We start from the raw sequence: 24,488 nt of genomic DNA on the forward strand, positions 1-24,488 counted from the left end.
GTAAGCGGCAGCAAGTGCCTGGGCTGGCGAGGTAAACGTCGGCGCTGCAAACATGACCCGGAAAGCAAAAGGGCAGCAGGTACGAACCTGCTGCCCTTTGCCTTGGAGTCCTGCTGCCTTCCGGCAGCCGCCCTACTTCAGGCGGCCGGCGGCGTGAGCGAGCATCGTGTAGACCTTGCCCGTATCCGATGTCAGGTAGGTCTGGGTCATCATGTTGTCGCGGTCGTTGCGCGACACGTCCTTGAGCAGCTTCTCGAAGTCGTCGCAGTAGCGGTCGACGGCCGAACGGAACTCGGCGTCGCCCTGATACTTGCGGCGGATCTCGTCGAAGGTCTGCTGGCCCTTCAGCGTGTAGAGCCTGCGGGTGAAGACGTCACGCTCGCCGCGACGATAGCGGTTCCACAGTTCGATCGAGGCGTCGTGGTCGATCGCGCGGGCAATGTCGACCGACAGCGAGTTGAGCGATTCGACCACATGCAGCGGCGAGCGTTGCGCCGGTACCGCGCGCGGCTCGGGCTGTGCTGCCTGACGGGCCGGCTCCTGCTCGCGCGAGGCTCCCGTCAGGAGGTCGCGCACCCATCCACCCTGCTGGGCGCGGCTGGCCGGTTCGCGCACCGGCTGAGCCTGTTGGGCCGGAGCCGCCGGGCGCTCGATGTCGAGCGTGCCGCGCAGGCCGGTGCCGCCGCTGAGCGGGACATGCGGCTCGCCGCGTTCCGGCTGGGGCGCAGGGCGGCGCGGCGCCTGCGGCGGCGTGCGCAGCGATGCGTCGGACACGTCCACCGTGCGGCCCGACTTGGCGACGATGGCCGAGAGTTCCTTCAGCGCGTTGATCTGCTCGGAAACCGCACGGCGGATGGCCGTGGTCGATTCCTTGGCCTCCTGCGGCATGTCGAGCACACCCTTCTTGAGTTCGGCGCGGGTACTTTCGAGCTCGGTCTTGATCGACCCCGCGGTGCGGCGCATGTCGTCGGTCGCATCGGCGAAGCGCTTGGTGGCGGTTTCGACGACGTCGGCGATGGTGCTGCGGATTTTCTCGGCCGATTCCATCGTCTTGCCCTCGGCGCTTTCCAGCGTCTGGCCGACGAGGCGCTCGAACGACTGCATGACGCGCTCGAGTTCCTCCGACTTCTTGACCAGGCCGACGGCCAGGTCCTCCAGCGACGACTGCCGCTCGAGCGTGTGTTCGAGATTGCTCTGGGCCGAGGCGAGCAGGTTGGAGGCGCTCGACAGCAGGCGGCTGTGCTCATCGAACTTGGTGGCGATGGAGGCCACCTCGCGCAGCGTGCTCGACGACAGGTCGGTCAGGCGGTTCGTGTTCGAATCGACGAGGCGGGCAGCGCTTGCGAAGGTCTGCGCCGCCTTGTCGGTGGTCGCCGAGAAGGCCGTGGTGCTGCTCGTCAGGCGGTCGTCGACGGTCGCCAGGTTCTGCGCCGCGCGTTCGATCAGCTCGCCGAGCTGGTTGCTCGAGGTCGACATGCGGCCGATGAGGTCGGCGACGTTTTCGGCCAAAGTCGACCGGGCGCCCTCGACCGCCGACAGGGTTTCGGCGGTGCGGCTGGAAATGGCGTCGACCAGGCTCGCGTTCTCGATGCGCAGCTTCTCGGTGGCGCGGGCGGTGGCTTCCTCCATGCTCCGCTGCAGCTCCGAGCCGCCCTCGGCGAAACGCTCGACCAGCGGACGGGCGGTCTCGTCGAGGATCTTGGCGATCTCGTTCGAGCGCTCGGCCAGCATGGCGTTGAGTTCGCGGGTGTTGGTGCCGATGGTGCGCGCGGCTTCGTTGGTGCTCTGGCCGATGTGCTGGCCGACGGCCGTGAAGGTCTCGGCAATCACATTGGCGCGGGCGACCAGTTGAGCTTCGGCCTGGGCAACTTGCTCGGCGAGCTTCTCGCCCATCGATTCGGCGCCGTAGGCGAGGCGGTTCTGCGCGCTCGACAGGTGTTCGTCGATGCGCGCTCCGACGCCTTCCGCACCGCGGGCGAGGCGCTCGTCGACATTGGCGAGCGTTTCCTCGATCGCCTTGGCGCGGGCGTCGAGTTCGGCTGCCGTGCGGTGGGCGCGCGCCACCACGCGCTGCTCAGTCTCGGTGAAGGCGTTGGCGATCTGCGCCGCGTGCTCGCCGATGCCCGATGTGCTTTCGGCGATGCGGGCGGCAAGCTGCTGGCCGGCGTCGTCGAAGGCCTGGCCGACTTCCGTCGCCCGCCCCAAGAGGGACTGCGAGGTCACATCGATGCGTGCTGCAATGCGGCCATCGGCCTCGTCGAAGGCGCGGCTGATCTCGGCAGCGCGTCCGAGCAAAGTGTCGGCCGACTGCTCGACGCGCGCGGCGATCCGGCTGTCGGCGTTCTCGAAGGCGCTTCCGATCTCGGCTGCGCGGGTCGCCAGCACGTCGGCGGTCTGCGACACGCGGGCGGCGAGCCTTTCGTCGGCCTCCTCGAAGTTGCGCACGATTTCGCCGGCGCGGCTGCCGAGCGTTGCCGAGCTGTCGGCGACACGGGCTGCGATGCGCTCGTCGGCGGCATCGAAGATGCGGCTGAGTTCGCCGGCACGGTCGCCGAGCGAATCCGCGCCTTCGGCGATGCGTGCCGCAAGCTTCTCGTCGGCCGTATCGAAGATGCGGCCGAGTTCGGCGGCGCGTGCCGCCAGCGCGTCGGCCGATTCCCCGATGCGCAGGGCGAGCCGTTCATCGGCGGAGTCGAAGTTGCGCAGGATGTCGCCGGCACGCGACGACAGCGATTCCGCCGTCTCGATGGCGCGTGCGATGAGCGAGCGGTCTGCCGTATCGAATGTCCGGGCGATCTCGCCCGCCTTGGCCGACAGCGTGTCGGCGGTTTCCTCGGCACGGGCGAGCAGCGAGCTCGACGTCTCCTCGGCGCGGGCGGCAAGCCTGCGGTCCGCATCCTCGAAGGCGCGGGCGATGTCCTCGGCTCGGGAGAGCAGGGCGCTCGACGTCTGCTCGGCGCGCTCGGCGATGACCCGGTCGGCATCGGTAAAGGCCCTGCCGGCCTCCTCGTTGAGGGCGGCTGTGACTTCCATCACCTTGTCGCGCAGCGCGCCGGCCACGAAGACCGCGCTCTTTTCGAGCACGCCGCGGACATTGTCGATGCCGAGCGAAAGCGCCCGCTCCATGGTGCCGGTGCGCTCTTCGATGACGCCGGTCTGGCGACGGAATGCATCCTCGATCTTCTCGATGTCGCCAGCGAGCGCGTCGGAGATATCGGAGCGGCGGGCGGCGATCTGGTCGATATGCCCGGCGATCGCCAGGTCGACCTCGCGCCGCGCGTCGGCGAGCTTGCCGAGGTCCTGGTCCAGCGCGCGCGCCAGGGTGTCGCGGCCCTCGGCCAGCTTGCCGACGTGGCCGGTGACGATGCCGTCGATGGTAGCGCGGCTTTCGCTGAGCATGGCCAGGTCGGCTTCGAGCGCCTTGGTGAGCGTGTCGCGGCCGGCTGCCAGCTTGTCGACCTGGCCGAGCATCATGCCGTCGATCTTGGTGAGATCGGCTTCGAGCGCGCGGCGCAGGATATCGCGGCCCTCTGCCAGCTTTTCGACCTGGGCGGCGACCAGGCCGTCGATGCCCGAACGACTCTCCGCCAGCTTGGCGAGGTCGTCCTCCAGCGCCCTGGACAGGGCGCCGCGTTCGGCCACCAGCCGATCGGCGTGACCCGACATCAAGCCCCGGACGTTGTCGAGGTCGGCCTCGAGCGCTCGGGCCATCGCCGCGCGGTCTTCGGCGAGCTTGTCCGTCTGTGCCGACATCGAGCCGCGGATGGCGTTGAGGTCGGCCTCCAGCGCACGCTTGAGGATGTCGCGGCCCTCGGCCAGCTTTTCGACCTGGCCCGCGACGAGGCCGTCGATGCCGGTGCGGCTCTCGGCCAGCTTGGCGAGGTCGTCCTCCAGCGCCTTGGACAGCGCGCCGCGTTCCGAAGCCAGGTTGTCAGCGTGGCTCGACACCAGACCGCGGACCTTCTCGAGGTCGGCTTCGAGCGAGCGCGAAAGCATGGCGCGATCCTCGCCGAGCTGCTCGGCCTGGGCCGACATGGTCGAGCGGATCGTGTTCAGGTCGGATTCGAGCGCCCGCTTGAGGATGTCGCGGCCCTCGGCCAGCTTCTCGACCTGGCCGGCGACGAGACCATCGATGCCGGCGCGGCTCTCGGCCAGCTTGGCAAGATCGGATTCCAGCGTCTTGGACAAGAGCGTACGTTCTTCCGACAGCCGGCCGGCGTGAGCCTCGATCAGGTTGTGGACGCCCGATATGTCGGCTTCGAGGCTGCGTGTCAGCTCGGCGCGGTCGGCAGCCAGCTTCGAGGAATGACCATCGACGAGGGCCTTGATGCCTTCGAGGTCGGTCTCCAGCGCCTTGGCCAGCACGGCGCGGCCTTCCGCGATCTTCTCGACCTGGCCGGCGACAAGTCCGTCGATGCTGCTGCGGCTGTCGGCCAGCTTGGTGAGATCGGCGTCCAGAGCGCGCGACAGGATGTTGCGGCCCTCGGCCAGCTTGCCGACATGGCCGGCGACCATTTCGTCAATGTTCGTACGGGCCTGGACCAGGCGCTCAGAGTCTTCCATGAGCGCCTGGGCGAGCTGTTCGCGGCCTTGGGCGAGTTGCCTGAACTGGCTGCTGAGCGTGTCGTCGATGGATTGGCGCGACTGCTCGAGCTTGCGCATGTCGTCGTCTAGCGCTCGCGAGATCAGGCTGCGGCCTTCTGCCAGCTTCTGCACCTGGAAACCGACGGCGGCCTCGATGCTGGCGCGGCCCTCTGCGAACTTGCTGAGGTCGTCCTTGAGGGCCGCGGCCATGCGGTCGCGTGCTTCCGACAGCTTGCGGGTGTGATCCTCGACGGCCTGCTCGATGCCGACGCGGGCGTCCGAAAGGCGCTGGATGTCGCCGTCGAAGGCGCGCGACACATGCAGGCGCGCGGCCTCCATGCGGCCGGCGAAGTCGCTGGCGCGGGATTCCAGCATGGTAGAGGTCGAGGTGATGATGTCGGCGAGGTCGGTGCCGATCTGGGTCTTGCCCTGGTCGATCATCGCCGACAGCGAGTCGCGGCCCTCGACGAATGTCGTGGCGATCTCGCGGGCGCGCTCGACCAGCGTTTCGTTGATCTGGCGGGCACGTGCTTCGAGTGCGGCGTTGAGCTTGGCGGTGCCGGTGTCGAGCGCCTCGGCGCGGGTCTGGAACTCGCCGATGAGCGCCTGGCCGCGCTCCGCCAGCGTCCGCTCGATGTTGTGCAGGCTGGTCTCGAACTCCGAATTGATCGTCTTGGCGGCGCCGCCCAGCAGCGAAACCATGCCCGAGGTGCGGTCGTCGAGCAGTTCGGTCAGCGAGCGGGTTACGTGATCGGTGCTCTGGGTCAGCTTGGCGATGCGCGTGTCGAGCAGGCTGGCGAAGGCTTCGCCGGAGGTCGACAGCCGGTCGCTGATCGAATCCAGGCGGCCGTCGATCGCTTCGAACAGGCCCATGCCGCCCTCGTTCAGGCGGTCGATCAGCGCATCTCCGGAATTGGTGATGGTCATCGACAGCTTGGTCGACGCATTCATGATGCTGTCGCGGATGATGTCGCTGGCCGATCCGAGCTCGTCGCGCAGGGTCTCGTGCGCGCCGGCGATCGAGGCGCGGACGCGCTCGGCGTGCGAGACCACGGCTTCGCGCTCGCTGCCGAGCCCGTCGACGAGCGAACGGATGCGCGCGGCATTCTCCGAGTAGGAGCGTTCGATCTGGCTGACTTCGGTATGGACGAGGGTCTCGAGTTCGACGGCGCGCGCGAGCGTGCGCTCGATGCCTTCGCCCATGGCCGCAACTTCGCGGCGCACCGCCTGGCTGACCATCATGACGCGGTCCTGGGCCATGTTCTCCGGCTCGGTGAGCCGGAAGGCGACCTCGGTCATGGACTGCGCTGCCAGGCGCATCTCCTGGGCGCGGCGGACCATCGAGGCAAAGGCCCAGAACAGTGCGATCGGCACGGCCGTCGCGGTCGCGAATGCGAGCAGGCTGGGACGCGCGAGGATGTCGTCGAGCGACCTGATGCTCCAGATGCTGGGCGTGACGAAGCGGTCGGCCAGCGCTACGCCGCCGGCCGCCCATGCCACCGAAACGAACCCGACCGCCCAGTAGACGGTGCTGGACGCACGCCGGTTGAGGCTGTGCAGCAGGTTCTTGTAGTCTTTCTGGCGCTCGTCGTTGGCGGGCTTGAAGCCTTCGGGCTGAAGCGGCTGGCTGCTGCGCGTCTCGACTGGACGCAATACGGTCGGGGGCTCCGCGACGACGCTTGCGGCGCGTGCCGGAGCCGGCTCGCTCTTCGGCTGCGCGGGCTTCTGCATATTGCTTTCGCGCGCGAGTTCTTCCGCCGCCTGCGAGATCTGTGCTTCCAGATCTTCCATCGAGGCAGCCATGTCCAACCCGCCGTCATCGGCACCGGTCAGGTCGAAGTCGAGGGCCTCTTCGAGCTCCTTGGCTACGTCAATATCGATGTTCTTGATCGGAGTGGACTTTTTCGCCATGCCTTCGCTACCCTGTACTAACGACGCGGAATTGCTGGACTTTTTGTCCTATTTTTGTCCGCGTACGAGGCTCATTATGGACCGCCCGTATCGTAGTGACACAAACCGGTAAAGAAAACCTGCATTCGCCCGGATACGTAAAAGTTTAAATATAAGGTTAACACTGGAGTGATTATGAGCCCCGTTTCCGCGGGATTCCTGGCTTTGCGGGGTTAACGGGTTATCCACATGCGGCCCCTAGTCTACCAACCCATGGGCGAGTGGACGGACAGGGCTTCAATGGCAGCCCGCGAAACGGATTCCGTGGCCTTCGGCAAACCGGGCGGCGAATCTTCGGGCAGTGCAGGCGGGCGTCCGATCGACCTCGATCACCTCGGGCGGCAGTCGATGGGCGACCGCGAGATCGAGCGCGAAGTGCTCGATTTGTTTGTTCATCATGCGCTTTCGGTGCGCGACAGCCTGGCCTCGTCGGACCTTGCCGAGAAGCTCAGGCTGGCTCACGCGCTCAAGGGGTCGGCGCGCGGCGTGGGCGCTTTCGCCATTGCCGATTGCGTCGCCGAGATCGAAAGCCGGCCGGACGATCCGGCACCAGTGCAGCGCCTTTCGCGACTGATCGACGAAGCCCGCGACTACATCGCCGCCATCAATCGCTAGCGGTGTCCGCAAATCGACAGGACGCGGCGAAATCGCGCGGCTGTTGACTTGCTCGGTGGAGTGATTATCTGCCGGGTGACTTCTCTCAGGAACGAGCATGACCAAGCTTAGCTACATTGCCCATGACGGGACGCGTTTCGACGTCGAGGCGGAGAACGGTTCGACCGTAATGGAAAACGCGATCCGCAACGCCGTGCCCGGCATCGAGGCCGAGTGCGGCGGCGCCTGCGCCTGCGCGACCTGCCACGTCTATGTCGACGAAGAATGGATGCCGGTCGTCGGCGAACCCGAGGCCATGGAAGAAGACATGCTCGACTTCGCCTACGAGGTGCGGCCGAATTCGCGCCTGTCGTGCCAGATCAAGGTCCGCGACGAACTCGACGGGCTGGTCGTCACCGTGCCCGAACGACAGGGCTGACGGCGAGGCGACGTTCGCTTCGCTTGGCATGAACTGTCGCGTCATGCACAGTCCCGGTTGCGTGCATGAGAGGCGAGGGTGGCCGTGAGCGAAATCACCAGGACCGACGTTCTCATCATCGGTGCGGGGCCCGTCGGGCTCTTCGCGGTGTTCGAACTCGGCCTGTTCGACATGCGCTGCCATCTGATCGACATTCTCGACCGGCCCGGCGGCCAGTGCGCCGAGCTCTATCCGGAAAAGCCGATCTATGACATTCCCGGCTATCCTGCGATCAACGCGCAGGAACTGGTCGACAAGCTGCTGCTGCAGATCGCGCCGTTCAAGCCTGACTTTACCTTCAACCGCATGGTCAGCGCCCTGCAGCGCCTGGAGGGCGGCGGCTTTCGCCTGACGACCGACGAGGGCGAGGTGTTCGAGGCGAAGGTGGTGGTGATCGCCGCGGGCGGTGGCTCGTTCCAGCCGAAGCGACCGCCGATCCCAGGCATCGAGGCCTTCGAAGGCGCAAGCGTCCAGTATGCGGTGCGGCGCATGGAGGACCTGCGCGGGCACGACGTGGTGGTGGTGGGCGGCGGCGACTCGGCGCTCGATTGGACCCTCAACCTCCAGCCCGTCGCCAGGCGGGTCACTCTGATACACCGTCGGCCGGAATTCCGTGCCGCGCCCGACAGCGTCAACAAGATGCATGCGCTTGCCGATTCAGGCGCGATCGACCTTGTCATCGGCCAGGTTTCAGGGCTGAACGGCGAGGGCGGTGAATTGCGCTCCATTCAGGTCAAGGGACCGGATGGGGAGGTCGAGGTCGCGTGCACGCGGCTGCTGCCATTCTTCGGTCTGACGATGAAGCTGGGCCCCGTCGCCGACTGGGGGCTCAACCTTCACGAGAACCAGATCCCGGTCGATACCGAGAAGTTCGAGACCTCGGTTCCGGGGATCTTCGCGATCGGCGACATCAACTGGTATCCGGGAAAGCTGAAGCTGATCCTGTCGGGCTTTCACGAGGCGGCGCTCATGGCCCAGGCGGCCAAGCACGTCGTCAGCCCCAAGGAGCGGATCGTCTTCCAGTACACGACCTCGTCGACCAGCCTGCACAGGAAGCTCGGCGTTCCCGACTGAGCTTCAGCCCTTGAGCTTGCCCGCGTCGATCCGCTCCAGCCTGTAGCGCAGCAGCCGCATGATCCGGCTTTCGAAGTTGATGCCTTCGATGCGGTCGAATTCCGCCTGGGCGCGGTCGTGCCGGCTGAGGATGCGCTCGCTCGTCGCCTTGGCCTCGGCTGCCGCGGCCTGGCAGGTCTTGTTCTTGCCGATGACGCGCAACGCCTGTTCGAGTTCGCGCGCGTGGTTCTTGGCGATCACCACGTGGCTCTCCTCGTGGCGCTTGATGTCGGCCGACAGCGTGTCCCAGATCAGCCTGACCTCCTGGGCCGTCTTGCCGCTCTGCCGCCATCGCGGCAGGATGACCTTGGCCTTGACGGTGACGTGGGCCGACACGATGGCGCAGCCGCCCTTGACCTCGGAGTAGCCGATGCGGGTGGTGAACTCCATCTGCGTCGCCCCGGGGTGCCGCCCTCCGGTGCTCTTCACCTCGGGCCCGCGGGTCATGAGCTGGCTTTCGATCTCGTCGAGCGTTTTGCCGGTGATGGTAAAGTAGCTATAGCTCTTCGACACATTGGCAGCCTGGGCCGGAAGGCCGGTGCCGACGGCAAGGATGGCGGCGAGGAGGAGATGCTTCATTAGTTGCCTCTTGGCCTACCTTGCGTTAGGGGCGGTGGCGGCGCAACGGAATTCAAGGCGCCGCAAAAAGTGACCGTCCGCGAATTGACGTGCGAAGCGTTGATATTTCGTGACGCGGTCGATGCTTTGGATTTCTTTTGTGGCGACGACATGACCGGCATACGATGGCAACTGGCGCATGGGCGCCACGTCGAGTTGGGCGACAAGGCGCTCGTCATGGGCATCCTCAATGTCACGCCGGACAGCTTTTCCGACGGCGGCCGCTTCGAAGGCCTCGACCGCGCCCTCGACCAGGCGCGCCGCATGGGCGACGAAGGGGCGTCGATCATCGATGTAGGCGGCGAGTCGACGCGGCCCGGCGCAGCTTCCGTATCCGCGGCCGAGGAGCAGGACAGGGTCCTGCCGGTGATCGCGGCACTGGCCGCTGCCGGTGACACGCTGATCTCGATCGACACCTATCGCGAGGAGACCGCGCGCCTGGCGGTCGAGGCCGGTGCGCACATCGTCAACGACGTGTGGGGCCTGCAGCGCGAGCCGGGCATCGCCAGGATCGCTGCGGAAACCGGGGCAGGGCTGGTCATCATGCATACCGGCCGCGAACGCCAGAAGCTGGCGGACGTGATCGACGACCAGTTGCTGTTTCTGCGGCGCTCACTGGAGATCGCCAGTCAGGCGGGTGTAAGTGAGGGGCAGATCGTCCTCGATCCGGGCTTCGGCTTCGCCAAGGAGGCCGACGAGAACCTCGACCTGATGGCGCGTTTCGACGAGCTTTCGCAACTGGGCTATCCGCTGCTCGCCGGCACCTCGCGCAAGCGCTTCGTCGGCCATGTCACCGGGCGCGAACCCGCCGACCGCGATGCCGGAACCGCGGCCACCAGTGTCATACTCCGCATGAAAGGGGCGCGTATATTTCGCGTCCACAATGTCGCAATCAACGTCGACGCGCTCGCCTTTGCCGATGCTATGCTGGCGCGCCAGAACAATTCCCGGGGAAGCTGACCGCCGATGTACCTGATCCGCATGAAGAACTGCGCCTTCTTTGCCCGGCACGGCGTGCTGGACGAGGAGGAGACGCTCGGCCAGCGCTTTTATGTCGACGCCGAGCTGACCGTCGATCCGGACCGTCCTCTCGACGAGGATTCCATGCAGAGCACCGTCGACTACGGCATCGCCTTCGAGGTGATCGAGAAGATCGTCACGGGTCAGCGGCGCTTCCTCATCGAGGCGCTGGCGCAGGAGGTCGGCAAGGCGCTCTGCGACAGGTTCTCGCAGATCAGGAAGGCGGAGATTACCGTCCGCAAGCCCAATGCGCCGGTGCGCGGCGTGCTGGACCACGTAGAGGTGACCGTTGTCTGGCCACGTTGAGGAGCGCGCCTTTCTCAGCCTGGGCGGCAATCTCGGCGACCCGGCGAAGACGATGGCTACGGCGCTGCACCTGCTCGACGCCAGCGGCAGCACGCGGGTCGTCTCCGTCTCGTCGCTGCACCGGACGCCGCCCTGGGGCAAGGTCGACCAGCCCGACTTCCTGAACGTGACGGCCGAAGTGGCGACCTCGCTCGCGCCGCTCGAACTGCTCGAGCTCTGCCTCGACGTCGAGCGCCGCCTCAAGCGGGTTCGCGTCGAGCGCTGGGGGCCGCGCCTGATCGACATCGACGTGCTCCTGCACGGCGACACGAATGTCAGCGACGTCGGGCTGGAGATTCCGCACCCGCGCATGCTCGACAGGGCTTTCGTGATGGTGCCGCTGGCCGAAATCGCGCCGGACCTGGTGCTGGCCGGCAAGACTGCCGCCGAATGGGCGCTCGGGCTGGACAGTTCCGGCATCGAAAAGCTCGACAGCGGACGCGACTGGTGGCGCGCCTAGGGCGATGACGCGTGAAGCTCGCCGCTTTGGACACGACATCAACATGTCGCTCCAACTGGCTGTCTTTTCTCTGCGTTGAGTGATCGGGCGCGGCCTCGCCCGGATGCGCTAGAGGCCGAGCGCCGCTGCTATCTTCACGGCGGCTTCGTCCCAATCGTCGGTCACGACGATGCCGTCGGGAAGCGGGGGCAGCAGCCGGCGCATGTCCCTAAAGGCCATCAGGTTGAACAGGTGCGCGTCGGCGACCGCCTCGCGCACCGACACCAAGTTGTGGGGAATGTCGTCGACAAAGGCGACGGGCCGGCCGCTGTCGCCCCTCAGCAGCTTGAGTGCGGGGCCCTTGGCGGTCTCGGTCGTCAGCAGCGGGTAGGGGAATCCCAGCGCGTCGAGGTGGAGCCGCCGGACGTCGCGATACCGATGCGGCATGGCCGTGAGCATCACGATCTCCGCCTCTGCTGCCAGAGTAGCCACCGCCTCGCGAGCGCCAAGCGTCGCCGTCTGCCATTCGCGCTGGGCGTGGAAGAACCCGTCGATCAGCGACCTGACCGCCTCCTGGTTCAGTTCGCTGCCGCTCCGGCGGTCGACGATGTTGCCGGTCAGCCTGAACGACCTCAGCAACAATTCGCACCCCTGTGCCTCGAGGAAGCGCATGAAGGGTACGGTGAATTCGAGCAGCACTTCGTCCACGTCCAGCACCAGCAGCGGTCGGCTGTCTCGGGCGAGTTCGGCGATCTGGCGTGCGGTCTCGGGATCGTCGCTCATGTCGAACGGTCGTAGTCGTCGTTTCCAAGCGGCAGGGCGCGCAGGGCCTTGGCGACGTCGCCGGGGGCGATGCCCACCTCTTCCGCAAAGCGCAGCAGCGTCGGTTCATGCGCAAGGACGAAGTTCAGCACGCCCGCCATGAAGCCCGGCTCGGTCGCGACGCGGCGGATCTGGTGCGGCTCTATGCCGGTGATCGCCAGAAAACGCGGCAGCAGTTCGGCATCGGATGCAACGAAGCCGAGCGCCCGGATCGCCAGGGATTCGGCGTTTTCGCGCTGTTTGTCATCCTTGAGCATGTGCGCTCCGATCATTGCCATGCCTCACGGAGTAGCGGCAAGCCGGTCGCACGGCAACCCGCAAAGCGTGGTTCAACCAGTCGTGGGTTGGCAGCGGCGTTTTACGTTTCGTAATGTTCTTGAGTTATTGTCGGATTCGGGCTTGGCGTGCGCGGTCGGCGCGCAGGATGATTGTTGCCGAATCGCGGCGCGCAATCCGGACGGAAATTCGATGGCTAAGAAGGTGATGATCGTCGAGGACAACGAGCTCAACATGAAGCTCTTCCGCGACCTCATCGAAGCAAGCGGTTACGAGACCGTGCGCACGCGCAACGGCCTGGAGGCGCTCGACCTCGCCCGCAAGCATCGGCCCGACCTCATCCTGATGGATATCCAGTTGCCCGAAGTGTCGGGGCTGGAGGTCACCAAATGGCTGAAGGAGGACGACGACCTCCACACGATCCCGGTGATCGCCGTCACCGCGTTTGCCATGAAGGGCGACGAGGAGCGCATCCGCCAGGGCGGGTGCGAGGCCTACATCTCCAAGCCGATCTCGGTGCCTCGCTTCATCGAGACGATAAAATCCTATCTCGGCGACGCCTGACATGCTCGCCTGTTGTCACAGGGTACCGGCATGACCGCTCGCATCCTCGTTGTCGACGATATTCCGGCAAACGCTAAGCTGCTCCAGGCCCGGCTGCTTGCCGAGTATTTCGAGGTCTCGACGGCTTCGAACGGACCTGACGCCATTTCCGCCTGCGAGAACGGCAACGTCGATGTCGTGCTCCTCGACGTCATGATGCCGGGCATGGACGGGTTCGAAGTTTGCCGCCGGCTGAAGGCCGAGCCGGCCACCTCCCACATCCCTGTCGTCATGGTGACGGCGCTCGACCAGGCAGCGGACCGGGTGCGCGGGCTGGACGCAGGCGCGGACGATTTCCTCACCAAGCCGGTCAACGACCTGCAACTGGTGACGCGGGTCAGGAGTCTGGTGCGCCTCAAGATGCTGACCGACGAATTGCGCCTGCGCGCGTCGTCCACCCACAGGATCGGCGTCGAAGGTCTGCTGTCGCATTCCGGCCTGCTGCAGGATTCGCTGCCACGGGTGCTGTTGATCGACGAGCAGACTTCGTCCGCCTCCCACATATGCGCATTGCTCGACGGGGCTGCCGAAGTGGACCTTGCTCTGGACCCGCAGGCCGGCCTCTTCCAGGCTGCCGAGGGCGGTTATGAGTGCGTCATGGTCTCCACCGGCTTCGCTGCGTTCGACCCGCTGCGGCTGTGCTCGCAGCTGCGCTCGCTCGAACGCACGCGCTCGCTGCCGATCGTGCTCTTGGCCGGGACCAAGGAGGACGAGCGCATCATCAGGGGGCTTGAGCTGGGCATCAACGACTATCTCGTTCGCCCCCTCGACCCGCAGGAACTGATTGCACGCCTGCGTACGCAGGTGCGGCGCAAGCGCTACAACGACGAACTGCGCCAGAGCGTCAGCCAGACCATCGAGATGGCCGTCACCGACGGGCTGACCGGCCTGCACAACCGCCGCTATCTCGACGGTCACCTGCCGAAGCTGTTCGAGCGTGCCGTCGCCCGGCGGCGGCCGCTCTCGGTGATGATCACCGATCTCGACCGCTTCAAGCAGGTCAACGACACCTATGGCCACGACGGTGGCGACGAGGTGCTTCGCGAATTTGCGCGCCGATTGAGGAAAAGCGTCCGGGGCATCGACCTTGCATGCCGATTTGGCGGCGAGGAGTTCGTGATCGTGATGCCCGACACGGACGGGGCTCTCGCCGAGGTCGTGGCCGAGCGGATCCGCAATGAGGTTGCCCAGACGCCGTTTGCAGTCAGCGGCGCGGACAAGCCGATACCGGTCACCGTCAGCGTCGGCGTGTCGTCGCTGCGGCAGGAAGGCGACAGCGTCGCCGGCCTGATGAAGCGTGCCGACCTTGCGCTCTACGACGCCAAGACCGCTGGCCGAAATCGGGTGGTTGCAAGCGCTGCGTAGGGCTGCAACCTCCGAATGGTCAGTAGCGTTAAGCTCAATTGTTTACCTTGTTCCACGCGATTCGCGGCCGTGGTTAAGAAAGTGTTGATTTTCAAGTAATCTTGCGCGACTGTGGAAATGAGAACACGAACGGACGTCGGCACGAGGAGCTAGGCCGGCAAGTTCGCTCGATACCCCATGATGCTCAGGTCCGCCGCATCTCCTGGGTCCGTGGGGTCGGCCGGCCGGCTCTGGCACATAGTGGCCTCCTCGTACCGCTGCCAGATAGCCGACCGGCCCCCTTTATCCGACTTTCGCCAACATCGTCGAAGGCAAGGGGCCGCGGCCGTCTGGCCGCGCGAAATCGCCTGGCTGCCGTGCCAAACGAAAACGCCGCCCGGAGGGCGGCGTTTGGCAATCGGATATGGACCCGAATTACTTGATCTTCGTTTCCTTGAACTCGACGTGCTTCTTGGCGACCGGGTCGTACTTGCGGAACGACAGCTTCTCCGTCTTCGTGCGGCTGTTCTTGCTCGTCACGTAGAAGAAACCGGTGTCGGCGGTCGACAGAAGCTTGATCTTGATGTTTGCAGCCTTGGCCATGATTCTCGTCCGTTAGATGTCTGGTGTTGCAACCGCCTCATGACGGGAAACGACCCCGGACGCGGAAAACTTGGCGCGACACATAAAGATCGCGCCCGGAAAGTCAAGCCTCAGAGCGCGAAAGCCTCGATTTCACGGCGATCCTGCCCAGTCCGAGGGCCATGTAGCCGGCGAAGAACACAGCCAGGGCCCAGCCGAATCCGTTGGGGCCGAACACATCCATGAAGATGCCGATCGCCTGGGGGCCGAGGATCATGCCCAGTCCGTAGCAGAAGATGAAGGCGGCGTTGGCGGAGGCGAGGTCGCGGCCGGACAGCTGCGCCCCCAGATGGGCGAGGCCCACGGTGTAGAGGGCGGCGACCACGCCGCCCCACACGAACAGCATGCCGGCCATGACGTGCCAGTTGCCTGCGATCCACGGCATTGCGAGGGTGCCGACCAGGCCGGTGGCGGCACAGACGAGCAGCAGCGTGCGGCGATCGCGCACGCGGTCGCTGATCATGCCGATCGGGATCTGCAGGATGACGTTGCCGAGGCCGATCATGGTGAGCAGCATCGCCGCGTCGCCCTCGCTGTAGCCGATGCGCTGCCCGTAGACCGGAAACAGCGCGAAGCCGCCGGTCTCGACCGCGCCGAACACGAGCACCGCGGCCGTCGCGGTGGGCACGATCCAGATGTAGCGGAAGAAGCCGCCGCTGCCGCCTTCGGCGACGATCCGGGGGCTTTCGGCACGTGCGAGCAGCACCGGGATCGAAGCCAGCGTCACCAGTCCGAAAGTCAGTCCAAAGGGCAGGAAGCCGTCGCTGCCGATCTGGGAAAAGATCCACGGGCCGGCGGCGAAGCCGAGCGACAGAACGGTGGCGTAGACGCCGAGCACAAGGCCGCGGCGATGGGGCGGCGCGCACGCACTGATCCAGAACTCCGACAGGATGAACAGCACGGTGAGCGCGAAGTGGAGGATGGCCCTGAGCGGAAACCACATCCAGAAGGCACCGGCGAAGTGGAAGCCGACGAAGGCAAGGGCTCCCGCGAAGATCATTGCGAGCATGGTCCAGACGACACCGAAGCGCATGGCTATCGGCGTAGCCAGAGGGGCCGCGACGATCGAGGCGATGCCTGCGACGGCGGTGTTGAGACCGATCATCGACGACGAATAGCCGCGCGATTCGAGAATCACGCTGAGCAGTGGAATGCCGAGCCCGATGGCTATGCCGACGACGCTGATGGACGCGATGGCGGCTGAAATCGATCGCCAATGCACGCGCTCGTCGCTCTCGGCCTCCCGGATGGTCTCGTTCATAGCTGGGCGGCCTACAGAATGACGCGCCGGAAGCGCTTGTTGAGCATGCGGTAGAAAGGCACCCGGCCACCGGGGCTCAGGTCCGGATCGCCCTCCAGCCGCTGCCTGAGATCGCCGAGCACCGACCGCGTGATCTCGGGAATGTCGGCCTGCATCGCCTGTTCGAGCGGCAGCCATACCAGTTCCTCGAGTTCGTTGGTCGGCCCGCCTTCCGGCAGTTCGACAGCAACGTCGCTACGCCAGGCCGAAAGGAAGCGCGTGTCGAAGCGCCTGACGCGTCCCGGAGGCGTGATCGCGCGGGCGATGAAGCGCAGGGGAGCGAGGGCGGGCTCCACCCCCTGTTCGGCAAACCCCTGCCAGTCGGGCTTGGTGGTGGCGAAGGTGCTGCGCCTTCCGATCAGCAGCCCGGCCTCCTCATAGGTCTCGCGAATGGCCGACAGGGCGATGGCACGGGCGCGGGCCACGCTGACGCGTCCGATGCCGGCGCGCAGTTTTTCCAATTCGATGGGATGCAGTTCGTCGGCGACGCGGATGCGGCTGTCGGCCGGATCGGTGCGGCCGCCGGGGAAGACGAATTTTCCGGGCATGAAGGCGTGCTTCATGTGACGGCGTCCCATCAGCACCAGCACGTCGCCGCCTCTGCGTTCGAGGAGGATGAGGGTCGCCGCGTCGCGCGGCCTGAGCGGAGCGGGGCCGCTCGCCATCTCGCGCGCCTCGAGCCGGTCGAGTTCTGCTTTGCTGATGCCATCCATCGCGGCTGTCCTAACGGAATGTCGGGGTGGAGGGAAGCGCTTGGCCGCAGGCGGGCATTGCGCCAGCGGAGGCTCACGCCTCGGGATGGCCCTTGATCTCGTCGTCCTCGCCGCCGAAACCGTGCATGTAGAGTGCCCACTGCATGCCCACGACCGCTCCCTTGACGGGGCGCAGCAGGGCGAGGGCCGAGATGATGGTCAGCGGCACCCAGATTGCCAGGTGCTGCCAGGTGGATAGCGAACTCGTCGCCTCCACCGCCATGAAGGCCCCGACGACGATGTGGCCGACGATCACCACGACGAGATAGGCGGGAAGGTCGTCGGCGCGATGGTGGAATATCTCTTCGCCGCAGACGGCGCAGCGCTCGACGGTCTTGACGAAGGATGCAAACAGCTTGCCCTCGCCGCAGTTCGGGCACTTGCCCAACAGGCCCCGCTTGATCGCGGGCCACAGCGGGCGCGCCTGCCGGTCGACCTGCTGGTGTCCGCCGCCGAAAACCTGTTCTTCCATAGTCATCTCCTGCCGCGCGGTCCTCGTCTCGGCTGGGAGGCGCGGGCACGCGTTCGTTGCCCCTTCGCCTTGTGGAACGACCGTTTCGAGCCGGGCAGGGGCTTCGGTTCGGTCAGCATCTCGAAGCGCATGGCGCCGGCGAGCGGGGCGATTTCGACCAGCCTGACCTGAACGCGGTCGGCCAGCTGATATCCCTTGCCGGTGCGCTCCCCGAACAGCGAGCGGGCAGCTTCATCGAAGTGATAATAATCGTCACCCAAGGATGACACGGGGATGAAACCATCCGCGCCATATTGCGGCAATTGGACAAATAGTCCCGCCTTGGTAACGCCGGAGATGCGGGCGTCGAAGGTCTCGTCGACACGCTCGGCCAGGAATCCGGCGATCAGCCGGTCGACGGTGTCGCGCTCGGCCGCCATGGCGCGGCGTTCGGTCTGCGAGATCAGCCCGGCGATCTCTTCCAGTCGCGCTTCCTCGGAGGGCATCAGCCCGCCGGCGCCGAGGCCGAGCGAGCCGATCAGGGCGCGATGGACGATGAGGTCGGCATAGCGGCGAATCGGCGAGGTGAAATGGGCGTAGCGGCGCAGGTTGAGGCCGAAATGGCCGATATTGTCGGGGTTGTATTCGGCCTGGCTCTGCGAGCGCAGCACCACTTCGTTGACCAGTTGCTCGTTGTCTTCGCCGCGGACGCGCTCGAGGATGCCGTTGAACTGGCTCGGCCGCATCTGGGCGCCGCGCGCCAGCGACAGCCCGATCGTCTGGAGGAACTCGCGCAGCGATTCCTGCTTGGCGAGCGAGGGGCCGTCGTGGATGCGGTAGACCAGCTTCTGCTTCTTGTTCTCCAGCGTCTCGGCGGCCGAGACGTTGGCCTGGATCATGAACTCCTCGATCAGCTTGTGGGCGTCGAGGCGGTCGGGCACGACGACGCTGTCCACGGTGCCGTCCGGCTTGAGCAGGATCTTGCGCTCGGGCAGGTCGAGTTCCAGCGGCTGGCGTGCGTCGCGGCCGCGCTTGAGCACGTCATATGCCGCCCAGAGCGGCTTGAGGACGGTTTCCAGGATCGGTGTCGTCTTGTCGTCCGGCGTTCCGTCGACCGCGGCCTGGGCCTGCGGATAGGCGAGGCGGGCGGCGGACCGCATCATGATGCGGTGGAAGGAATGCCTTACCTTGCGGCCCTCGGCGGAGAATGTCATCCGCACCGCGAGCGCCGGACGGTCGACGCCTTCGCGCAGCGAGCACAGGTCGTTCGAGATCCGCTCCGGCAGCATCGGCACGACGCGATCGGGGAAATAGACCGAGTTGCCGCGCTTCAATGCCTCGCGGTCGAGTGCGGTGCCCGGCCGCACATAGGCTGCAACGTCGGCGATGGCGACGGTGACGATGACGCCGCCGACGTTCTTCTCGTCGGTGTCCGGCTCGGCATAGACGGCGTCGTCATGGTCCTTGGCGTCGGCCGGGTCGATGGTGACGAGCGGCAGGTCGCGCCAGTCCTCGCGTCCGTCGAGCGTGGCCGGCCGGATGGCCTCGGCTTCGGCAATGACCTCCTGCGGGAAGATGTGCGGAATTTCGTGGGCGTGGATGGCGATCATCGAGACCGCCTTCTCGTTGGTCAGCGAACCCAGCACCGACAGCACCTTGGCGCGCGGCAGGCCGTAGCGGCTCGCGCGGGCCGGCTCGACCTCGACCAGGTCGCCCGGCTTGGCGTCGTTCTGGAATTCCTTGTCGACCACCAGTTCGGGCTGGCGGCGCTCGACCGGCTCGATGCGGAAGGTGCCGTCGGCGAGGATGCGGAAGATGCCGAGAACCGTGTCGGTACGCTTCTCGAAGACCTTCATCACCCGCGCGGTGTAGGCCGGTTCGTTCTCGGTTCCGATGTGGTCCTCGATCGGAAAGGTCTTGGCGAGCACGCGGTCGCCGACGCCGGGCGTTGGCCCGTTGCCGCCGCGCGGCAGCCTGATCTGGACGACGGGGCCATCCGGCTGCTCCGACGGGCGGGCCAGAAGCGCGCCTTCCTCGTCACGGCCGAAAATGTCGAGCACCGCGACATGCGCGAGCTGTCCGACCCGGTGCAGGCGCTTGCGGCTCTTCTCGAGCAGCCCTTCGTCCTGCAGGTCGCGCAGCAGGCTCTTCAGCCAGATGCGGTCGTCGTTCTTGAGCGCGAAAGCCTTGGCGATGTCGCGCTTGCCGCTGCGATCCGGATTCTCCGCAATGTAGCGGAGAACCTCGTCGCGCGAGGGGCGATAGACGTCCTTGCCCCTGACCTCGTCGCTTGCGGCGCGTCTGGAGCCGGCGTTTCGTCCGGAAATCTTGCGCGCCAAGGTGGGTCAGTCCTTCTTTTTGGCTTTGCTGCTGGCCGGTTTCTTGGCTCCGCCGCGCGCCGGCTTCTTGGCTCCCCCGCCTTTCGCCTCTCGCTCGGCGATCAGGACGAGGGCTTCCTCCAGCGTCACCGAGGCCGGGTCCTTGCCCTTCGGCAAGGTAGCATTGACCTTGCCGAAATTGACATAGGGTCCGTAGCGGCCGTCGCGGACGGTGACGTTGCCGCCGCCGCCGGGGTGTGCGCCAAGGTCCTTGAGCGCTGCCGGCGTGCCGCCGCCGCGCGCGCCCTTGCCCTTGGACTGCTTCTCGGCGAGCACGGTCACGGCCCGGTTTAGGCCGATCGAGAATACGTCCTCGATGCTCTCGAGATTGGCATAGGTGCCGTCGTGCAGCACGAAGGGGCCGTAGCGGCCGAGACCGGCCGAGATCATCTTGCCGGTTTCGGGGTGCTGGCCGACGTCGCGCGGCAGCGCCAGCAATGCCAGCGCCTTCTCGTGGTCGATGGTTGCCGGCGTCCATCCCTTGGGCAGGCTGGAGCGCTTGGCGTCCTTGCCGTCGCCGCGCTGGATGTAGGGGCCGAACCGGCCGCTGCGCAGCGTGATCTCCTCGCTGGTGTAGGGGTCGGTGCCGAGAACCTTTGTGCCGTCTTCCAGGCCGCCGTTCTCGCCATTGCCGTTCGGGCCGTCGAGTTGGCGCGTGTAGCCGCATTCGGGATAGTTCGAGCAGCCGACGAAGGCGCCGAACTTGCCGAGCTTGAGCGACAGGTTGCCGGTGCCGCATTTCGGGCAGATGCGCGGATTCGAGCCGTCCTCGCGTTCCGGGAAGACCAGCGGCGCCAGCTCCTCGTTCAGCGCGTCGAGCACGTCGGTGACGCGCAGTTCCTTGATCTCGTCGACGGCGCCCGAAAAATCCTTCCAGAAGTCGCGCAGCACGTCGCGCCAGGCGAGCTTGCCGTCCGAGACCTCGTCGAGCTTCTCCTCCAGCGAGGCGGTGAAGTCGTACTCGACATAGTGCTCGAAGAAGCTCTCCATGAAGGCCGTCACCAGCCGCCCCTTCGGCTGGGGCACCAGCTTGCGGTTCTCGATCTTCACGTAGTCGCGGTCTTCGAGCGTCTTCAGCGTCGCGACATAGGTCGACGGACGGCCGATGCCGAGCTCCTCCATCTTCTTGATGAAGCTCGCCTCGGAGTAGCGGGGCGGCGGCTCGGTCGTATGCTGGGTGGCGTTGATGGTTTCGCGCTTCAGCGTCTCGTCGGCGCGGATCTCGGGCAGCCGGCGGTTTTCCTCGTCCTCCGAATCCTCGTCGCGCTGGTCGGTGTAGGCTGCGATGAAGCCGTCGAAGCGGGTGACCGAACCGATGGCGCGCAGGCCCGCGAGCTTGGCGCCGTTGCGCGCCTCGATCTCGACGGTGGTGCGCTCGATCTCGGCTGGCTGCATCTGGCTGGCGATGGCGCGCTTCCAGATCAGCTCGTAGAGCCTAGCCTGGTCGGCATCGAGATATTTGCGCATCTCGGCCGGGCTGCGGTTGAAGTCCGTCGGCCGGATCGCCTCGTGGGCTTCCTGAGCGTTCTTGGCCTTGGTCGTGTAGAAGCGCGGCTTCTCGGGCAGGTACTTCGCGCCGAACATCTTGCCGATGGCGTCGCGGGCGGCACCGATCGCCTCGGGCGCCATCTGCACGCCGTCGGTACGCATATAGGTGATCAGGCCGGTGGTCTCGCCGCCGAGGTCCATGCCTTCGTAGAGGCGCTGGGCCACCTGCATGGTTCGGGTCGCCGAGAATCCGAGGCGCGAGGAAGCCGCCTGCTGCAGCGTCGAGGTGGTGAAGGGCGGCGCGGGATTGCGCTTGGTAGGCTTCGCCTCGACAGAAAGCGCCTTGAACGATGCGCCTTCGAGCATGGCCTTGATGTCGTCGGCCTGGCCCTGCGAGGAGATGTCGAGCTTCTGCAGCTTCTTGCCGTCGTAGGCGACGAGCTTGGCTTCGAAGCTCTCGCTGCGCGGCGTGCCCAGGATCGCGGCGATCTGCCAGTACTCCTCGCGCACGAAGCGCTCGATCTCGGCCTCGCGGTCGCAGACGAAGCGCAGCGCCACCGATTGCACGCGGCCGGCGGAGCGTGCGCCGGGCAGCTTGCGCCAGAGCACCGGAGACAGCGTGAAGCCGACGAGGTAGTCGAGCGCGCGTCGCGCCAGGTATGCATCCACCAGCGGCGGATCGATCTCGCGCGGGTTGGCGATGGCGTCGAGCACGGCCTGCTTGGTGATCGAGTTGAAGGCGACGCGCTTGATCGACTTGTCCTTCAGCACGCGCTTCTGCTTGAGCACTTCCAGCACGTGCCAGGCAATGGCTTCGCCTTCGCGATCCGGGTCGGTTGCGAGGATGAGCCCGTCGGCGTCCTTGACCGCCTTGGCGATGTCGGAAAGCCGCTTGGCAGACGCCGTGTCGACGGACCAGGACATGGCGAAGTCGTCATCTGGCTTCACCGATCCGTCCTTGGCCGGCAGGTCGCGGACGTGACCGAACGAGGCCAGAACCTTATAGTTCCGGCCCAGGTACTTGTTGATGCTCTTCACCTTGTTGGGTGACTCGACGACGACGACGTCCATATGCGGCTGATTTTCCAGTGAAGCGCCGGACAACGGCTGAGGCGCGTGACGGACAGATTTCAATTCGCACGTCAAATGGCCGCCCTTTTTCGTCCGGTCAAGGGGAGGGGGGCAAAAACGGGCGGTCTGCCCAGTAATGCAACCTAAAGTTATTGACCTGCAGATGTTGCAATCTGTAGTCGATTTGCTATATTTCCACCAGTGCCGGTTGAGCAAGATCTCGCCGGCGGATGCCGTGGTGGGTTCTGGCACTCGCCCGGCAATTTCAAGGAAAGTGATGCCATGCATCAGAACGCGCCCGTCCGACGGCGGGCCGAAACGTTGGATTATATACAGTCGATGCTCGGCCAGTTGCGGCAGATGGCCGAAGTCGAGCGCTGCCACATGCTCGCCTATCTCATCGAGATGGCCTACATCGAGGCGGGCGATATCCTGCGCGGCGAGCGGCCCTCAGTCGTCCGGCGTGACGAGCGAAACCCGTCCGCCTGAGTGGCGCTCGAGGCGGCCGACTAGGTCGAGTTCCAGCAAGACCATGAAGACCTGCGCCGGATGCAGGCCGGTATGGCGAATGAGTTCGTCGACTTCGACCGGAACCGGCCCCAAGGCCTCGACGATGCGCGCCCGGTCGCCCTCGGCGGGCGGCGGCGCCGCGGCGAAATCCGGGGGCTCCTCGACCTTCGGCGGCGTCGCCGGCAACTCGCCGCCGGCGAGTGGGGCAAGCGCCTCGATCACGTCGGAGGCATCCGTTACCAGCGTCGCCCCCTCCTTGAGCAGCCCGTTGGTCCCGGCCGCACGCGGATCGAGCGGCGATCCGGGAACGGCGAATACCAGGCGGCCAAGTTCCGCGGCGAGCCGCGCGCTTATCAGCGAACCGGAGCGCGTCGCCGCCTCGACCACCACCAGCCCGAGCGCGAGGCCGGCGACGATTCGGTTGCGCCGGGGAAAATCCTGCGCGCGCGGCTCCCAGCCGAACGGCATTTCGGAGACGATCGCGCCGCGGACGGCGATCTCGTCGCACAGGTCGCTGTTTTCCGGCGGATAGGGATGGTCCAGGCCGCCGGCCAGCACGCCCACGGTGCCGGTGTCGAGGCTGCCCTGGTGGGCGGCCGTGTCGATGCCGCGCGCCAGGCCGGAGATCACGGCATAGCCGTTGCGGCCGAGCTCGGCGGCCAGGGTGCGCGCCATCTTGATGCCGGCGAGCGAGGCGTTGCGGGCGCCGACGATGGCCACCGGCGGCAGGTGCAGGACGGCAGCCGTTCCCTTCAGTGCGAGGAGGGGAGGCGGGTGATCCATGCGCCTGAGCATCGGCGGGTAGTCGGCCTCGCCGATGGCGACGAAGCGGGCGCCGAATCGGCGGGCCGCGTCCAGCTCGGCCTCGGCTTCGGCCACGGAAGGGATGCGAACGCTGCGCGGGGCGCCGCCCGCGCGCATGACCTCGGGTAGCATCTCGATCGCCGTCTCGGCCGAGCCGAAGCGGTTGATGAGGTCGCGGAAACTCGCCGGACCCACATTGGGCGTGCGGATGAGGCGCAGCCAGTGAAGCCGCTGCCGGTCGCTCAGTTGCGGCCCGGCGGCGGTTTGGCTCATCCCTTGGCTCCGATCCGCGATTCGGTGCCGGAAAGCAGCCGCGAGATGTTGGCGCGGTGGCGAATGAACACGATCACGCTCATCAGCGCGAGCAAGCCTGCCGCCTTGGGAAGGTCCGTCAGATAGAGGGCGACGGGGACGACCACTGCCGCGGTCAGGGCGGCGAGCGAGGAATAGCGGCTGACAAGTGCCATGAAGAGCCAGGTTGCGGCGAAGATGAGCGCGCCGAGATAGGACAGGCCGAGCAGGACGCCGAGATAGGTGGCGACGCCCTTGCCGCCCTTGAAGCCCAGCCAGATCGGATAGAGATGGCCGATGAAGGCGCCGAAGCCGGCGAAGATCGCGGCGTCGTGGCTCCAGCGGCTGGCGATCAGGACCGCGACGGTGCCCTTGAGCGCATCGAGCAGCAAGGTCGCGGCAGCCAGCTTCTTGTTGCCGGTACGCAGCACGTTGGTGGCGCCGATATTGCCGGAGCCGATCTTGCGCACGTCGCCGAGGCCGGCCGCGCGCGTCAAGAGCAGGCCGAATGGAATCGAGCCGAGCAGGTAGCCGAAAACGGCAGCCGCGATCAGCACGCTCACCGCCGTCGGAAAAATGTCGTCCGGCATCAAGATACTTATTCTCCCCCCGTGG

General features: G+C 66.2%; 21 protein-coding genes. 9 read left to right on the forward strand and 12 right to left on the reverse strand.

Features of this window, described 5'->3' with window-relative positions; translation table 11 throughout:
- Positions 1–132: 132 nt before the first annotated feature.
- A complete protein-coding gene (locus PV773_RS05170) occupies positions 133–6,495 on the reverse strand; it encodes a kinesin (protein ID WP_347965309.1) in 6,363 nt (2,120 codons plus the stop codon).
- 279 nt (positions 6,496–6,774) lie between these two features.
- Between PV773_RS05170 and PV773_RS05175 the strand changes: the two genes are divergently transcribed.
- The 3 genes from PV773_RS05175 (at position 6,775) to PV773_RS05185 (ending at position 8,680) form a co-directional block, all read left to right on the forward strand.
- On the forward strand, positions 6,775–7,149 hold the full coding sequence (locus tag PV773_RS05175) for an Hpt domain-containing protein (protein ID WP_347965310.1): 375 nt from the start codon (positions 6,775–6,777) through the stop codon (positions 7,147–7,149).
- 97 nt (positions 7,150–7,246) lie between these two features.
- Entirely contained in the window at positions 7,247–7,567 is a 321-nt protein-coding gene (locus PV773_RS05180; protein ID WP_347965311.1) for a 2Fe-2S iron-sulfur cluster-binding protein, read from the forward strand.
- Positions 7,568–7,651: 84 nt separating this feature from the next.
- Complete coding sequence (locus PV773_RS05185; RefSeq protein ID WP_347965312.1) at positions 7,652–8,680, forward strand: NAD(P)/FAD-dependent oxidoreductase; 1,029 nt, start codon at positions 7,652–7,654, stop codon at positions 8,678–8,680.
- Between the two features lie 3 nt (positions 8,681–8,683).
- On the opposite strand, the gene PV773_RS05190 is transcribed toward PV773_RS05185, so the two are convergent.
- Complete coding sequence (locus PV773_RS05190; protein ID WP_347965313.1) at positions 8,684–9,298, reverse strand: DUF922 domain-containing protein; 615 nt, start codon at positions 9,296–9,298, stop codon at positions 8,684–8,686.
- Between the two features lie 150 nt (positions 9,299–9,448).
- Here PV773_RS05190 and folP point away from each other — a divergent pair, with 150 nt between their 5' ends.
- From folP to folK, 3 genes are read left to right on the forward strand one after another with little or no spacing between them, the layout of a single operon-like run.
- Positions 9,449–10,297, forward strand: coding sequence for a dihydropteroate synthase (gene folP / locus PV773_RS05195; RefSeq protein WP_347965314.1), 849 nt, complete (start codon positions 9,449–9,451; stop codon positions 10,295–10,297).
- A gap of 6 nt (positions 10,298–10,303) precedes the next feature.
- Positions 10,304–10,663: a dihydroneopterin aldolase gene (gene folB, locus PV773_RS05200; protein WP_347965315.1), complete on the forward strand. Its 360-nt coding sequence runs from the start codon at positions 10,304–10,306 to the stop codon at positions 10,661–10,663.
- Positions 10,647–11,162 carry a 2-amino-4-hydroxy-6-hydroxymethyldihydropteridine diphosphokinase gene (folK, locus tag PV773_RS05205; RefSeq protein ID WP_347965316.1) on the forward strand — a complete coding sequence of 172 codons (516 nt, stop codon included), beginning with the start codon at positions 10,647–10,649 and terminating at the stop codon, positions 11,160–11,162. The genes folB and folK overlap by 17 nt, the downstream gene beginning before the upstream one ends.
- A 108-nt stretch (positions 11,163–11,270) precedes the next feature.
- On the opposite strand, the gene PV773_RS05210 is transcribed toward folK, so the two are convergent.
- Together PV773_RS05210 and PV773_RS05215 are read right to left on the reverse strand one after the other, a co-directional pair.
- The gene (locus tag PV773_RS05210) at positions 11,271–11,924 is read right to left on the reverse strand and encodes a hypothetical protein (RefSeq protein WP_347965317.1); all 654 of its coding nucleotides are present in this window, start codon (positions 11,922–11,924) and stop codon (positions 11,271–11,273) included.
- Positions 11,921–12,220, reverse strand: a complete 300-nt coding sequence (locus tag PV773_RS05215; protein ID WP_347965318.1) for a DUF3572 domain-containing protein — start codon at positions 12,218–12,220, stop codon at positions 11,921–11,923. Before PV773_RS05215 ends, PV773_RS05210 begins: the two co-directional genes overlap by 4 nt.
- A 211-nt stretch (positions 12,221–12,431) precedes the next feature.
- On the opposite strand from PV773_RS05215, the gene PV773_RS05220 reads away from it, so the two are divergent.
- Both PV773_RS05220 and PV773_RS05225 read left to right on the forward strand, forming a co-directional pair.
- The gene (locus tag PV773_RS05220) at positions 12,432–12,803 is read left to right on the forward strand and encodes a response regulator (protein ID WP_108607955.1); all 372 of its coding nucleotides are present in this window, start codon (positions 12,432–12,434) and stop codon (positions 12,801–12,803) included.
- A 30-nt stretch (positions 12,804–12,833) separates the two neighbouring features.
- Positions 12,834–14,207 (forward strand): PleD family two-component system response regulator, encoded by a 1,374-nt coding sequence (locus PV773_RS05225; RefSeq protein ID WP_347965319.1) that lies wholly within the window; start codon positions 12,834–12,836, stop codon positions 14,205–14,207.
- 414 nt (positions 14,208–14,621) lie between these two features.
- Here the strand turns inward: PV773_RS05225 and rpmG are convergent, their stop codons facing one another.
- From rpmG to topA, 6 genes are all read right to left on the reverse strand, one after another.
- The gene (gene rpmG / locus PV773_RS05230; RefSeq protein ID WP_019173400.1) at positions 14,622–14,789 is read right to left on the reverse strand and encodes a 50S ribosomal protein L33; all 168 of its coding nucleotides are present in this window, start codon (positions 14,787–14,789) and stop codon (positions 14,622–14,624) included.
- A 103-nt stretch (positions 14,790–14,892) separates the two neighbouring features.
- Positions 14,893–16,089, reverse strand: a complete 1,197-nt coding sequence (locus PV773_RS05235) for an MFS transporter (protein ID WP_347965320.1) — start codon at positions 16,087–16,089, stop codon at positions 14,893–14,895.
- An 11-nt stretch (positions 16,090–16,100) separates the two neighbouring features.
- Positions 16,101–16,841, reverse strand: coding sequence for an NUDIX hydrolase (locus tag PV773_RS05240; RefSeq protein ID WP_347965321.1), 741 nt, complete (start codon positions 16,839–16,841; stop codon positions 16,101–16,103).
- A 73-nt stretch (positions 16,842–16,914) separates the two neighbouring features.
- A complete protein-coding gene (locus tag PV773_RS05245; RefSeq protein WP_347965322.1) occupies positions 16,915–17,352 on the reverse strand; it encodes a DUF983 domain-containing protein in 438 nt (145 codons plus the stop codon).
- A gap of 2 nt (positions 17,353–17,354) precedes the next feature.
- Entirely contained in the window at positions 17,355–19,670 is a 2,316-nt protein-coding gene (gene rnr / locus PV773_RS05250) for a ribonuclease R (RefSeq protein WP_347965323.1), read from the reverse strand.
- Positions 19,671–19,676: 6 nt separating this feature from the next.
- Positions 19,677–22,268, reverse strand: a complete 2,592-nt coding sequence (gene topA, locus PV773_RS05255) for a type I DNA topoisomerase (RefSeq protein WP_347965324.1) — start codon at positions 22,266–22,268, stop codon at positions 19,677–19,679.
- A 282-nt stretch (positions 22,269–22,550) separates the two neighbouring features.
- On the opposite strand from topA, the gene PV773_RS05260 reads away from it, so the two are divergent.
- Positions 22,551–22,757: a hypothetical protein gene (locus tag PV773_RS05260; RefSeq protein ID WP_347965325.1), complete on the forward strand. Its 207-nt coding sequence runs from the start codon at positions 22,551–22,553 to the stop codon at positions 22,755–22,757.
- On the opposite strand, the gene dprA is transcribed toward PV773_RS05260, so the two are convergent.
- Positions 22,719–23,855 (reverse strand): DNA-processing protein DprA, encoded by a 1,137-nt coding sequence (gene dprA / locus PV773_RS05265; protein ID WP_347965326.1) that lies wholly within the window; start codon positions 23,853–23,855, stop codon positions 22,719–22,721. The two genes, PV773_RS05260 and dprA, sit on opposite strands and share 39 nt — an antisense overlap.
- The gene (plsY, locus tag PV773_RS05270) at positions 23,852–24,463 is read right to left on the reverse strand and encodes a glycerol-3-phosphate 1-O-acyltransferase PlsY (RefSeq protein ID WP_347965327.1); all 612 of its coding nucleotides are present in this window, start codon (positions 24,461–24,463) and stop codon (positions 23,852–23,854) included. Before plsY ends, dprA begins: the two co-directional genes overlap by 4 nt.
- Positions 24,464–24,488: the final 25 nt, after the last annotated feature.

This window comes from Mesorhizobium sp. CC13 (assembly GCF_039907765.1).
Classification (GTDB): domain Bacteria; phylum Pseudomonadota; class Alphaproteobacteria; order Rhizobiales; family Rhizobiaceae; genus Aminobacter.